The sequence below is a fragment of the Streptomyces sp. NPDC051740 genome (genome assembly GCF_044453165.1).
Lineage (GTDB): Bacteria > Actinomycetota > Actinomycetes > Streptomycetales > Streptomycetaceae > Streptomyces > Streptomyces atrovirens.
This window is the reverse complement of record NZ_JBITCL010000016.1, coordinates 81,812-94,617: the sequence shown is the minus strand read 5'-3', so window position 1 is coordinate 94,617 and position 12,806 is coordinate 81,812. Positions and strand designations below refer to the sequence as shown.

Annotated in this window: 13 protein-coding genes; 8 read left to right on the top strand and 5 right to left on the bottom strand. The window is 70.7% G+C overall.

Annotation, left to right across the window (positions count from 1 at the left end):
- The first annotated feature begins 133 nt into the window (after nucleotides 1-133).
- The 3 genes from ACIA6T_RS25165 to ACIA6T_RS25155 all read left to right on the top strand — a co-directional run bounded on the left by ACIA6T_RS25165 (nucleotide 134) and on the right by ACIA6T_RS25155 (nucleotide 2,684).
- Nucleotides 134-742 (top strand): DUF1349 domain-containing protein, encoded by a 609-nt coding sequence (locus ACIA6T_RS25165; RefSeq protein WP_399448718.1) that lies wholly within the window; start codon nucleotides 134-136, stop codon nucleotides 740-742.
- A gap of 82 nt (nucleotides 743-824) precedes the next feature.
- Nucleotides 825-1,535, top strand: a complete 711-nt coding sequence (locus ACIA6T_RS25160) for a DsbA family oxidoreductase (protein ID WP_399448717.1) — start codon at nucleotides 825-827, stop codon at nucleotides 1,533-1,535.
- A gap of 96 nt (nucleotides 1,536-1,631) precedes the next feature.
- The gene (locus ACIA6T_RS25155) at nucleotides 1,632-2,684 is read left to right on the top strand and encodes an aminotransferase class V-fold PLP-dependent enzyme (protein WP_399448716.1); all 1,053 of its coding nucleotides are present in this window, start codon (nucleotides 1,632-1,634) and stop codon (nucleotides 2,682-2,684) included.
- 160 nt (nucleotides 2,685-2,844) lie between these two features.
- On the opposite strand, the gene thpD is transcribed toward ACIA6T_RS25155, so the two are convergent.
- The 5 genes from thpD to ACIA6T_RS25130 all read right to left on the bottom strand — a co-directional run bounded on the left by thpD (nucleotide 2,845) and on the right by ACIA6T_RS25130 (nucleotide 7,834).
- Nucleotides 2,845-3,744: an ectoine hydroxylase gene (gene thpD, locus ACIA6T_RS25150; protein ID WP_399448715.1), complete on the bottom strand. Its 900-nt coding sequence runs from the start codon at nucleotides 3,742-3,744 to the stop codon at nucleotides 2,845-2,847.
- A gap of 6 nt (nucleotides 3,745-3,750) precedes the next feature.
- A complete protein-coding gene (locus ACIA6T_RS25145; RefSeq protein WP_399448714.1) occupies nucleotides 3,751-4,149 on the bottom strand; it encodes an ectoine synthase in 399 nt (132 codons plus the stop codon).
- Nucleotides 4,150-4,184: 35 nt separating this feature from the next.
- Complete coding sequence (gene ectB, locus ACIA6T_RS25140) at nucleotides 4,185-5,456, bottom strand: diaminobutyrate--2-oxoglutarate transaminase (RefSeq protein ID WP_399448713.1); 1,272 nt, start codon at nucleotides 5,454-5,456, stop codon at nucleotides 4,185-4,187.
- A gap of 77 nt (nucleotides 5,457-5,533) precedes the next feature.
- Nucleotides 5,534-6,040, bottom strand: coding sequence for a diaminobutyrate acetyltransferase (gene ectA, locus ACIA6T_RS25135; RefSeq protein ID WP_385059572.1), 507 nt, complete (start codon nucleotides 6,038-6,040; stop codon nucleotides 5,534-5,536).
- A 693-nt stretch (nucleotides 6,041-6,733) separates the two neighbouring features.
- Nucleotides 6,734-7,834: a pyridoxal-phosphate-dependent aminotransferase family protein gene (locus ACIA6T_RS25130; RefSeq protein WP_399448712.1), complete on the bottom strand. Its 1,101-nt coding sequence runs from the start codon at nucleotides 7,832-7,834 to the stop codon at nucleotides 6,734-6,736.
- A 186-nt stretch (nucleotides 7,835-8,020) separates the two neighbouring features.
- Between ACIA6T_RS25130 and ACIA6T_RS25125 the strand changes: the two genes are divergently transcribed.
- The 5 genes from ACIA6T_RS25125 (at nucleotide 8,021) to ACIA6T_RS25105 (ending at nucleotide 12,648) form a co-directional block, all read left to right on the top strand.
- Nucleotides 8,021-8,872, top strand: a complete 852-nt coding sequence (locus ACIA6T_RS25125) for a transporter substrate-binding domain-containing protein (RefSeq protein WP_399448711.1) — start codon at nucleotides 8,021-8,023, stop codon at nucleotides 8,870-8,872.
- A gap of 4 nt (nucleotides 8,873-8,876) precedes the next feature.
- A complete protein-coding gene (locus ACIA6T_RS25120) occupies nucleotides 8,877-9,713 on the top strand; it encodes an amino acid ABC transporter permease (protein ID WP_399448710.1) in 837 nt (278 codons plus the stop codon).
- On the top strand, nucleotides 9,710-10,507 hold the full coding sequence (locus ACIA6T_RS25115; RefSeq protein WP_399448709.1) for an amino acid ABC transporter ATP-binding protein: 798 nt from the start codon (nucleotides 9,710-9,712) through the stop codon (nucleotides 10,505-10,507). Before ACIA6T_RS25120 ends, ACIA6T_RS25115 begins: the two co-directional genes overlap by 4 nt.
- A gap of 21 nt (nucleotides 10,508-10,528) precedes the next feature.
- The gene (locus tag ACIA6T_RS25110; RefSeq protein WP_399448708.1) at nucleotides 10,529-11,620 is read left to right on the top strand and encodes an amidohydrolase family protein; all 1,092 of its coding nucleotides are present in this window, start codon (nucleotides 10,529-10,531) and stop codon (nucleotides 11,618-11,620) included.
- A gap of 122 nt (nucleotides 11,621-11,742) precedes the next feature.
- Nucleotides 11,743-12,648: an SCO1860 family LAETG-anchored protein gene (locus ACIA6T_RS25105; RefSeq protein ID WP_399448707.1), complete on the top strand. Its 906-nt coding sequence runs from the start codon at nucleotides 11,743-11,745 to the stop codon at nucleotides 12,646-12,648.
- Nucleotides 12,649-12,806: the final 158 nt, after the last annotated feature.

Sequence of the window (12,806 nt, the reverse complement as noted above, 5' to 3'; positions counted from 1 at the left end):
CTTCGAGGTCGCGCCGCAGGGGCGCGGTTGTGTGTCGGCTGCGGCGCCGTCGTGGCGGGTCGCGCCCCGCGGCGGAGTCGCTGATCGATACAGCCCCGCGCCCCCGTATCACCCCACCGGAGATAATCGGTTCATGGATATGAAGCTTCCCGAACTGCCTTTCCCCCTGCGCACGTACGGCCCCGACGGGCACTGGTCCCACGAGGGCGGGGTCCTCACCGGGTGGGCCGGACCCCGGCAGGACCGGTTCGTGCCGCCCACCGACGAGGCGCTGGAGCCGGCCTCGGACGCGCCGCGTCTGCTGGGTGCGCCCGAGGGGGACTTCCAGCTGATCGCGCGGGTCACCGTCGGGTTCGCCGGGGCCTTCGACGCCGGGGTGCTGTACGTCCATGTCGGTGAGCGGGCGTGGGCCAAGCTCTGTCTGGAGTACTCGCCGGACGTGCCCACCGTCTGCACGGTGGTCACCCGGGGGCACTCCGACGACGTCAACTCCTTCACCGTCGACGGCAGTTCCGTCTGGCTCCGGGTGAGCCGCACCGGGCGCGCCTTCGCCTTCCACGCCTCCCGCGACGGCGAGCGCTGGACCTTCGTCCGGCTCTTCACCCTCGGCGACGAGAAGGAGACCGGGGCCGCGCTGGTCGGCTTCATGACCCAGTCGCCGATGGGGGAGGGGTGCGTGGTGACGTACGACCACGTCGAGTACCGGCCCCACTGGCCGAGTGACCTGCGGGACGGCAGCTGAGGGAATGGAGGCGGCTCGTTGAATGTTCACGTAGTCGCCGGAGGGAGTCTCCGTACCCGCACGACCTGGAGTGCCGATCACGATGCGCGTCGAAATCTGGTCCGATATCGCCTGTCCCTGGTGCTATGTCGGAAAGGCCCGCTTCGAGAAGGCGCTGGCCGCCTTCCCGCACCGTGAGCAGGTCGAGGTCGTGCACCGTTCCTTCGAGCTGGACCCGGGACGCGCCAAGGACGACATCCAGCCGGTGCTCTCGATGCTCACCAGGAAGTACGGCATGAGCGAGGCGCAGGCCGAGGCCGGCGAGGACAACCTGGGCACCCAGGCCGCCGCCGAGGGCCTGCCCTACCGCACCCGGGGCCGCGACCACGGCAGCACCTTCGACATGCACCGCCTGCTGCACTTCGCCCGTGAGCGGGGCCGCCAGGTGGAGCTGCTCGACCTGCTGTACAGGGCGAACTTCGCCGAGGAGCGGTCCGTCTTCAACGACGACGAACGGCTCGTCGAACTCGCCGGTGCCGCCGGTCTCGACGCCGACGCGGTGCGCGAGGTCCTCGCCGATCCGAAGGCGTACGCCGACGAGGTGCGCGCCGACGAGCGGGAGGCCGCGGAGCTCGGCGCGAACGGTGTGCCGTTCTTCGTGCTGGACCGCAAGTACGGCGTCTCCGGCGCCCAGCCCGCCGAGGTGTTCACCCGGGCGCTGAGCCAGGCCTGGGGCGAGCGCCCGCCGCTGACCCTGGTCGACGGTGACGCGGAGGCCTGTGGCCCGGACGGATGCGCGGTGCCGCAGCAGTAGAACGCGCAGGTCGGCGCGTACACATAAGGCTTCCTTCGGGATATCGCGCAGAATTCGGCAATGGACGGGGGGATCCCGGGGCCGCACAGTGGTCCCATGGAGACCTTCGAGAACCTCGTCCGTGCCGAGTTCGCCCCGAAGAACACCTACCTGAACACCGCGAGCAGCGCTCTCCTGCCCGCCCGTACCGTGGCCGCGCTCCAGGACGCCGTACGGCTGCGGGCGGAGGGACGTGCGCTGGATCCGCTCTTCGCCGACGTCGAGGCCTGCCGGGCCGCGTACGCCCGGATCGTCGGCGTTCCCGTCGAGCGGGTCGCGGCCGGGGCCACGGCCGCTCTGCACACCGCGCTGATCGCCGCCTCGCTGCCGCCCGGTGCCGAAGTCCTCACCGTGGAGGACGACTTCGCCTCCGTCCTCAACCCCTTCCACACCCGTGGCGACCTCAAGGTGCGGGCCGTGCCGCTGGAGCGGCTCGCCGACTCCGTCCGGCCGGGCACCGCGCTGGCAGCGGTCAGCGCCGTACAGTCCGCCGACGGCCGGATCGCCGACCTCGCCGCGCTGCGCGAGGCCGCCCGGGACCACGGGGCCCGTACCTACGTCGACTTCTCCCAGGCGGCCGGCTGGCTGCCGGCGGAGGCCGACGCGTTCGACTACTCCGTCGCCATCGTCCACAAGTGGCTGCTCGGCCCGCACGGGGCGGCTTTCCTGGTGGTGCCCGAGGACCTCGGCGATCTGCCGTCGGTACAGGCGAGCTGGGTCGCGGCGGAGAACCCCTGGGACAGCTGCTACGGGCCGGTCGCCGAACTGGCCCGCTCCGCACGGCGGTTCGACTCCAGTCCCGCCCTGTTCACCTACGCGGGACTGCGTACCTCCCTCGAACTGCTCGAGGAGATCGGCGTGGACACCGTCCGCGCCCACGACCTGGCCCTCGCCGACCGCTTCCGCGCGGGGCTCGCCGGCCTGGGCCACGAGCCCGTCCCCGCGCCCCGCTCGGTGATCGTGTCCGTGCCCGGACTGGGCCGCCTCCAGCCGGAGTTGGCCGAGGCGGGGATCGCGGTGTCGAACCGCGCGGGCAATCTGCGGGCGTCCTTCCACCTGTACAACACGGCCGCCGACGTGGACCGGCTGCTGGACGCGCTGTCCGGCTGACCGTTCGCCGGACACACGGAAGCGGGCCGGTGCCTCCCTGTCCCACACGAGGAGGCCCGGCCCGCGGTCCGTGTCACGCGGCTGCTTCACCGGAGCGAAGTCCCGCGCCCCGATGCCGTGTCATCCGGGGGCGACCCCCGGACCCCCGGCCGGGTCCGGTTCACCGGACGGGAGTGAAGTCCCGCGCCCCGATGAACTCAGGCCGCCGGATCGGTGCCGCGAACGGCTCGACCGCCGTGTTCTCCACGCTGTTGAACACGATGAACACGTTGCTGCGCGGGAACGGCGTGATGTTGTCGCCGGAGCCGTGCATGGCGTTGCAGTCGAACCAGGTCGCCGAGCCGGCCTTGCCGGTGAACAGCCTGATGCCGTACTCCGACGCCATCTTCGTCAGCGCCTCGTCGGACGGCGTCCCCGCGTCCTGCATCTGCAGGGACTTCTTGTAGTTGTCCTTCGGCGTGGCCCCCGCGCATCCGAGGAACGTCTTGTGCGACCCCGGCATGATCATGAGACCGCCGTTGGTGTCGTAGTTCTCGGTGAGCGCGATCGAGACCGAGATGGTGCGCATGTTCGGCAGGCCGTCCTCGGCGTGCCAGGTCTCGAAGTCCGAGTGCCAGTAGAAGCCGCTGGCGCCGAAGCCCGGCTTGACGTTGATCCGCGACTGGTGGACGTAGACGTCCGAACCGAGGATCTGCCGGGCCCGCCCGACCACGCGTTCGTCGCGCACCAGCTTCGCGAAGACCTCGCTGATCCTGTGCACCTCGAACACGGACCGGATCTCCTTGGACTGCGGCTCCACGATGGAGCGCTCGTCCGCGCGGATCGCCGGGTCGGTGGTGAGCCGCTCCAGCTCGCGCTGGTACTCGCCCACCTCGTCCGGTCCGATGAGCTGGTCGACGGCGAGGAAGCCGTCGCGCTCCAGAGCCTGGAGGTCACCGGTGGAGACGGGACCGGGCGTGTCCGGGGAGCCCCAGACGACCGGGTCCTGCCGGGGAGTCGCCACCTCGGTGGCGCCGCGGGTGGGGTAGAGGTCGGTGACGTTCGTGGTCGTGGTGGTCACGGTGACTCACACCTCCTCGGTGAGCAGCGGGTAGACGCCGTTCTCGTCGTGGTCCTCCCGTCCGGTGACGGGCGGGTTGAAGACACAGATGCAGTGGAAGTCCTCCTTGACCTTGAGCGTGTGCCGCTCGTGGCCGTTCAGGAGGTACATGGTGCCGGGGGTGATGTGGTACGTCTTCCCGGTCTCGCGGTCGGTCAGCTCGGCGTCGCCCTTGGTGCAGACGACGGCCTCGATGTGGTTCGCGTACCACATGTCGGTCTCGGTACCCGCGTACAGGATCGTCTCGTGCACGGAGAAGCCGACCTTCTCCTTGGCGAGGACGATGCGCTTGCTCTCCCAGGTGCCGGACGCCGATTTCACGTGCCGGTCGGTGCCTTCGAGCTCCTTGAACGAACGGACGATCACGGTGGTGCGATGCCTCCTCGGCTCGGATGTGTGTTTCAGGCGGTTTCCCGGACGGCGCGGGCGAGGGTGGTGAGCCCCTCGTCCAGCTCGTCCGGGGTGATGGTCAGGGACGGCAGCAGCTTGACGACCTCGCTCTCGGGACCGGACGTCTCGATGAGCAGCCCGAGTTCGAAGGCGCGCCCGGCGATGCGGCCCGCGCGTTCCTTGTCGTGGAACTCCAGGCCCCACACCAGGCCGCGACCGCGGTACTCCTTGACGTCGGCGAGGTTCTCCTCGGTGATGGCGATCAGCGCCTGCTCGACCTGCTCGCCGCGCGTACGGGTCTGCTTCTCCATCGCGGAGCCGTCGGCCCAGTACGCCTCCAGGGCCGCGGTGGCCGTGACGAAGGCGGGGTTGTTGCCGCGGAAGGTGCCGTTGTGCTCGCCCGGCTCCCAGACGTCCAGTTCGGGCTTGAACAGGGTCAGCGCCATCGGCAGGCCGTAGCCGCTGATCGACTTGGAGACGGTGACGATGTCGGGCGTGATGCCCGCCTCCTCGAAGGAGAAGAAGGCGCCGGTACGGCCGCAGCCCATCTGGATGTCGTCGACGATGAGCAGCATGTCCTGGCGTTCGCACAGGGCGGCCAGGGCGCGCAGCCACTCGGGCCGGGCGACGTTGATGCCGCCCTCGCCCTGCACGGTCTCGACGATCACGGCGGCGGGCTTGTTGAGGCCGGAGCCCTGGTCCTCCAGGAGCCGCTCGAACCAGAGGAAGTCCTCGACCTTGCCGTCGAAGTAGTTGTCGAACGGCATCGGCGTGCCGTGCACCAGCGGGATGCCGGCGCCGGCCCGCTTGAAGGCGTTGCCGGTCACCGCGAGCGAGCCCAGCGACATGCCGTGGAAGGCGTTGGTGAACGACACGATCGCCTCGCGCCCCTTCACCTTCCGCGCCAGCTTCAGCGCGGACTCCACGGCGTTGGTGCCCGTCGGGCCCGGGAACATGACCTTGTACGGCAGGTCGCGCGGGCGGAGGACGTAGTTCTGGAAGGACTCCAGGAACGCGCGCTTGGCCGTCGTCGACATGTCGAGGCCGTGCGTGACGCCGTCCCGCTCCAGGTAGTCGATCAGGGCCCGTTTCAGCACGGGGTTGTTGTGCCCGTAGTTGAGTGAGCCGGCTCCGGCGAAGAAGTCGAGGTACTCGTGGCCGTCCTCGTCGTACATGCGGCTGCCGTGCGCACGGTCGAAGACGGTGGGCCAGCCGCGGCAGTAGCTGCGCACCTCGGACTCGAGGGTCTCGAAGACGCTGAGGTCGGGCTGGGTGATGGTCACGACGAATCGCTCCTCGGTGGCGTGGGAGGTCAGAGGGAGTCGGAAGAAGTCGGAAGGTCGGGGGCCGGGCCGCGCGGTCAGCGTGTGAGCGGCCCGATGCGGTACAGCACCTCGGGGTCGTGCGGCCCGTCGGGGAACCGGCCGGCGTCGAACAGCACCTCGCGCTCCAGCAGGGCGCCGTGACGCTCCGCGAACGCGGTGAACAGGCGCTCGGACGCGGTGTTCCCCGGCGTGATGGTGGTTTCCACGGTGTCCACCTGGTGCTCCTCGGCGGTCCGGGCGGCCAGTCCGTCGAGCATCGCCGCGGCGAGGCCGCGGCCGCGGTACGACGCGTCGACCGCGACCTGCCAGACGAACAGGGTGCGCGGGCTGTCCGGCCGCAGGTATCCGCTGACGAAGCCGATCGGCTCTCCGCGCTCGTCGCGAGCGACGGCCGAGGTGGCGGCGAAGTCACGGCACCACAGCAGATAGCTGTACGACGAGTTCAGGTCGAGGACCTTCGAGTCCTTGGCTATCCGCCACAGCACGGCTCCGTCCGCCACGGTGGGGCGGTCGATTTGCAGGTCTGTTTGTGCGGCAGTCATGCAAATTGAACTTACCCAGGTAAATTCAAAATTGCATCGTCTGTCGGGGTTACGTGCCGACCTGATCTGTGTTATCGCGCGTGCGGGTGTGGTCGCGCGAGGGGTCGGCGATATGACCGCATTTGAGCGGTGTATATGGTGCAAAGCGGGCGCGATGTGGGACTGGTCACAACTGTGTAACTCCCGTGACGGCGCCCGGAAAGCTCGCGAAATCGTGTCGTTTAGGGTCGGGGAAACCGGGCAGAAGAAGACGGGAAGCTGTTCCGGAGGGTAATCGGGAAATAAGCGTAAGGAATGTCTGGGGAGAATCTGTGCGAGGGATTTCGATAATCCCACGGAATTCACGGTCCGGTTACCCCGTCGATACGCTCCCGCAGGAGGCCGGCGTGACCGTCGCGCCGCGCGTACTCCTCGATCGGGTGGACGAGCACCCGGGCGGGCCGACCTCCGCCCCGGCGACCGGATCGTCCGCCGCCATTGATGTCGCCCCCGCCGCCCCTTCCCGTCCCCGTCCCCCGGGGGCTGCGCCCCCGGACCCCCCTTCGGCCCTGAACGGGCCTCGTCCTCAAACGCCGGACGGGCTGGTTTGGCAGCCCCTCCGGCGTTTGAGGAGCGGGGTCCGGGGCGGAGCCCCGGGTTCGGGACGGGAGGGGGCGGCGGGGGCGAAGAAGAACGGACGCCCCCGGCCCGCGCTCAGCGCCAGACCGCTTCCGCGGCCCGCAGGGCCCCCTCCGTGTCCACGCCCGGCCCTCGCTCACCGAGCGCCGCCCCCAACGCCGCCAGACTCGCCCGCACCGCCCCCGGCGTCGCCTCGGGACCATAGTGGTTGACCCGGATCATCTCCTTGGCGAGCGCACCCCCGCCCGCGGCCAGCGGAAGCGCCGGATCGGCGGCCAGCGCGCGGGCCACCAGCTCCGACGCCACCGTGCCGGCCGGCGCCCGCAGGGTCGTGGCGACCGGCGCCGCGTCCGCCGCGTCACGCACGTACGGCTCAAGACCTCCGCCCAGTGCGACCGCCCCGGCCCGCGTCGCCGCCGCGGCGGAGGCGTGCCGCGCCATCACCGCGTCCGGCCCGGCCGCCTCGATCCGCTCCACGCACGCTTCCAGCGCCAGCATCTCCAGCTGCGCCGGAGCGTGCGGCAGCGCCTTGCGCCCGCCGTCGATCCAGCGCTCCTTCCAGTCCAGCAGCGACAGATAGGAACGGCGCGGCGCCCGGGGGTTCGCCGCCATCCGCGCCCACGCCCGCTCGCTCACCGACACCGCCGACACCCCGGCCGGGCCGCCCATCGCCTTCTGCGCCCCGATCACGCACAGGTCCACGCCCCACGCGTCCGGCAGCACCGGCTCCGCCCCGATCGACGCCACCGCGTCCAGGTAGAACAGCGCCCCGTGCGCCCGCACCACCTCGCCGATCTCCGCGACCGGGTTGGTGTTCCCGGTCGCCGCCTCCGCGTGCACCAGGGAGACGAAGTCGATCTCCGGGTGCTCGGCGAACGCCGCCCGGACCTGCTCGGCCGTCACCGCCGTGTGGAAGGGCACCGTCAGGTCGATCACGGTGGCGCCGCAGTCCCGCAGCCAGTCGCCGAAGGTCTGCCCGTAGGGGCCGGTGATGACGTTCAGCGCGGTCGTGCCGGGACCGGCGGTCGCGCGGATCGCGCCCTCCAGCGGCAGCAGCGCCTCACCCTGCATGATCACGACGTCCTGCCGGGTACTCAGCAGCCGTGCCACCCGGTCCTCGATCGACGCGAAGTGCGCGGCGCTCAGCGGGGGCAGATCGAGGAGGAGGTGGGTCACGGTGGTGCTCTCTTTGCTCGGCGGCTGCGTGGGTACGTACGACGAGCTCGAGGGTAAACCTTCGGCTCGGAGGGAGTCCGACCGCACGGTTCGCAGGCCGGACGCCCTCGCGACCATAAGTTTGGTTTGAGGTCCTCAAACCCGTCCTTATAATCGGAACTCACAGTTCCCTGACAGGAGGCTCCTGTGAAGACGCTCCCCGGCCGCCGGACCCGTGTGTCGGCCGCCATCACCGCGACGGCCGGGCTGGTCCTCCTGACCGCCTGCACCTCCAGCGACGACGGCGGCAGCGGCTCCAAGACCGCCGCCGGCGGTGTCGAGCTCGTCAAGGCGGGACAGCTCACCACCTGCACCCACCTCCCGTACCCGCCCTTCCAGTCGGAGATCGACGGCAAGGTGCAGGGCTTCGACGTCGCGCTGATCGACCTGGTCGCCGAGGACCTGGGCGTGAAGCAGGAGATCCTCGACACGCCCTTCGAGAACTTCAAGACCGGTGCCTTCCTCAACTCCGGCGAGTGCGACCTGGCCGCGGCCGGTATGACCATCACCGAGGAGCGGAAGAAGAACGTCGACTTCTCCGACCCGTACTTCAACGCCACCCAGGCCGTCCTCGTCGACAAGGACAGCGGCGTCACCTCCCTCGCCGACGTGAAGTCGAAGAACGTCAAGCTCGGCGCGCAGGCGCAGACCACCGGCGAGGACCACGTCAAGAAGGAGGGCTTCGACCCGGTCTCCTTCGAGTCCTCCGACGCCGTCCTCAACGGCCTGCGCACCGGCCAGGTCAAGGCCGTCGTCATCGACTACCCGGTCGTCCAGGGCTGGCTCAAGGACAAGGCCAACGCCGACGCCTTCCAGGTCGCCGAGCAGATCGACACCGGTGAGCAGTACGGCGTCACGGTGAAGAAGGGCAACACCAAGCTGCTCGAGGCCATCGACAAGGCGCTCGCGGACGCCGAGGCCGACGGCACGTACAAGGAGCTGTACGAGAAGTGGATCGGCCCGTACGACGAGTCCGCCGCCTCGCCGGCCGCGTCCTGATCCCATGGCCGACACGGAGAAACTCCCCCTCCAGCCGAAGAAGAAGGGCCTGACCAGGCGCCAGAAGCGCAGCCTGTCGCGCGGTGCCCAGTACGCCGTCTTCGTCGCGGCCGTGATCGCCTTCGCGGTCACGGCCGACTGGGGCAGGCTGCAGAACCAGTTCGCGCAGGCCGACATCGCCGAGCGGATGTTCCCCGACGTCATCACGCTGGCGCTGAAGAACACCGTGCTCTACACGGTCACCGGCTTCGCCGTCGGGCTCGCCCTCGGCATGGTGATCGCGCTGATGCGGCTGTCGTCCGTCGGCCCGTACCGCTGGCTGGCCGGCGTCTACATCGAGATCTTCCGGGGCCTGCCCGCCCTGCTGATCTTCATCTTCATCGGCGTCGCCGTGCCGCTCGCCTTCCCCGGTACGGAGATCGTCGGCGGCACGTACGGCAAGGTCGCCCTCGCACTCGGCCTGGTGGCCGCCGCGTACATGGCGGAGACGATCCGCGCCGGCATCCAGGCGGTCCCCAAGGGGCAGATGGAGGCGGCCCGTTCGCTGGGCTTCTCGCCCGCCCGCGCCATGGTCTCCGTCATCATCCCGCAGGCCTTCCGCATCATCCTGCCGCCGCTCACCAACGAACTCGTCCTGCTCTTCAAGGACTCCTCACTGGTGCTGTTCCTCGGCGTCACCCTGGAGGAGCGCGAGCTGTCCAAGTACGGCCGCGACCTGGCCAGCCAGACCGCCAACTCCACCCCCATCCTGGTGGCCGGCCTGTGCTACCTGCTGATCACCGTTCCGCTCGGCTTCGTCGTGCGCCGTATGGAGGCCAAGGCCCAGGAGGCCGTGAAATGACGTCGAGCCGACCGGAGATCCGCGTCAGCGGTCTGCACAAGTCCTTCGGCGACAACCAGGTGCTGCGCGGCATCGACCTGGAGATCGGCCAGGGCGAGGTCGTCTGCGTGATCGGCCCGTCCGGGTCGGGCAAGTCGACCCTGCTGCGGTGCGTGAACCTCCTGGAGGAGCCCACCGAGGGCCAGGTCTTCGTGGGAGGTACGGAACTCACCGACCCGGACGTCGACATCGACGCCGTACGCCGCCGTATCGGCATGGTCTTCCAGCAGTTCAACCTCTTCCCGCACCTCACGGTGACGGAGAACCTCACGCTGCCGCAGCGCAGGGTGCTGCGCAGGGGCAAGGCGGAGGCCGCGAAGGTCGCCGCGGAGAACCTGGGGCGCGTGGGCCTCGCCGAGAAGGCGGACGCCTACCCGTCCTCCCTCTCCGGCGGCCAGCAGCAGCGCGTCGCCATCGCCCGCGCGCTGGCCATGGGTCCCGAGGTGATGCTGTTCGACGAGCCGACCTCGGCGCTCGACCCCGAGCTGGTCGGTGACGTCCTCGCCGTCATGCGGATGCTGGCGGACGAGGGCATGACGATGATGGTCGTCACCCACGAGATGACCTTCGCCCGCGAGGTCGCCGACCGGGTCGTCTTCATGGACGGCGGAGTGGTCGTCGAGGACGGCACCCCCGAGCAGGTCATCGGCCGGCCCCGCCACGAACGCACCCGCCACTTCCTCTCCCGCCTCCTCGACCCCGCCATGGCGGACGTGGAGGAGGAGACCTCGGACCAGGTGGGCACGTCCGAGTAGCGCCTGACTAGGGTGCCGGGTATGAGCGAACGCGCGGTGCTGCACGTGAAGGGGCGGATCCTCGTCGGCCCGGACGAGGTCCGCGACGAGCTGTGGGTCGTCGGCGGCCGGATCTCCTACGACCGTCCCGTCGGCGCCCGCGACATCCGCGCCGTCGACGGCTGGGTGCTGCCCGGCCTGGTCGACGCCCACTGCCACGTGGGCCTGGACCGGCACGGCGCGGTCCCCGAGGACGTCGCCGAGAAGCAGGCGCTCACCGACCGCGACGCCGGCGCCCTGCTGCTGCGCGACGCCGGCTCGCCCTCCGACACCCGCTGGATCGACGACCGCGACGACCTCCCGAAGATCATCCGGGCCGGGCGGCACATCGCCCGCACCCGCCGCTACATCCGGAACTACGCCTGGGAGGTCGAACCCGGCGACCTCGTCGCCCACGTCGCCCAGGAGGCCCGGCGCGGCGACGGCTGGGTGAAGCTGGTCGGCGACTGGATCGACCGCGACCTGGGCGACCTGTCGGCCTGCTGGCCGCGCGGCGCCGTCGAGGCGGCGATCACCGAGGCCCACCGGCTGGGCGCCCGCGTCACCGCGCACTGCTTCGCCGAGGACTCCCTGCGGGACCTGGTCGAGGCCGGCATCGACTGCGTCGAGCACGCGACGGGCCTGACCGACGACACCATCCCGCTCTTCGCCGAACGGGGCGTCGCGATCGTCCCCACCCTCGTCAACATCGCCACCTTCCCCGCACTCGCCGACGGCGGCGAGTCCAGGTTCCCCCGCTGGTCGGCCCATATGCGCCGACTCCATGAACGCCGCTACGACACCGTGCGCTCCGCACACGACGCCGGCATCCCCGTGTTCGTCGGTACGGACGCCGGCGGCACCCTCCCGCACGGCCTGGCGGCCGACGAGGTCGCGGAACTGGCCAAGGCGGGCATTCCGCCGGTCGAGGCGCTCGCGGCCGGGACCTGGGCGGCCAGGAAGTGGCTCGGCCGGCCGGGCCTGGAGGAGGGCGCGCCGGCGGACCTGGTGGTCTACGGCTCCGACCCGCGCGCGGACGTCCGCGTACTGACGGATCCGCGCCGGGTGGTGCTGAACGGGCGCGTGGTCGGGTGACGGCCGGGAACAGCCGTGCCTTTTGATTCGAACGCATCCGCCAACTCGCCTCGAAGGAGTGAAGAGGCGGCGGATCGCTGACGGTTCGTCGTGCGCACGGACATTCTTTCCGGGTCCCAGTCATGTCCCATGGGGGTCCCACCATCGTGTACACCATCAACTTCCGCATGCGCGCCCGCCGTTGGTCCGCCGTCGCCGTGGCCACCGTCCTCGCCGCCCTGGCCGGAACGGGCTCGGCGCACGCCACCGGGGGCCACGGCAGCGCGAGCGCCGCCGTCCTGCGCACCGGACTGGACGTGTCCCTGCTCGACAAGACCGTCCACGCGCCGCTCACCGTCTCCCTCAACGAGGTCCGGGCACCGCGGAGCGCGCGGAAGACGGCCCTCACCGCCGTCCTCGACGGCGTCGACGGCGGCAAGCCCTTCAGCGTGCTGCGGGCGGAGGTGGCCGACGCGGGTGCGACGGTGGACGGTGACCGGGCCGAGGCGTCCACCACCCTCTCCGGGGCGCGGCTCCATGTGCCCGGTCTGCCGCTGCTGCCGGTCGTCGAGCTCGAGGCGGTGAGCTCCAAGGCGGTCTGCGAGACGGGGAGGACCCCGCACGCCTCGGTGACGCTGCCCGCCTCGGTGAGGGTCCTCGGCAAACGCGTCAGGCTGACGGCCGGGGGGCCCACCCATGTCGAGGTGCCGGGTGTCGGTGAGGTCCGCCTCGACCTGTCGAAGACCGGGACCACGTCGACCACGGCCGCGGCGACCGCGCTGCGGCTCGAGGTCTCCGTCGATCCGTTGAGGCTGAACGTCGCCGAGGTCGAGGGCACGCTGACGCTGGCCGAGGCCAGGTGCGAGGCTCCCGCCGCTCCCGGCGTCCAGGCGCAGGGAGCGCGGGCCGGACGGGCCGCGCCCACGGGGGCCAACCTGGCCGAGACGGGCGGTGACTCGATGACGCCGTACGTCGCGGGCGGTGCGGTCGCCCTGCTGGCGGCGGGTGGTGGAGCGGTGGTGCTGGCCCGTCGGGGGCGCGCGAACTGACGTTTTTCGCCCCCGCCGCCCTTACCCGTCCCGGGGGCGCTGCCCCCAAACCCCCGCTCCTCAAACGCCGGAGAGGCTGAGATTCAGCCCCTCCGGCGTTTGAGGAGCGGGGTCCGGGGCGGAGCCCCGGGTTCGGGACGGGAAGGGGCGGCGGGGGC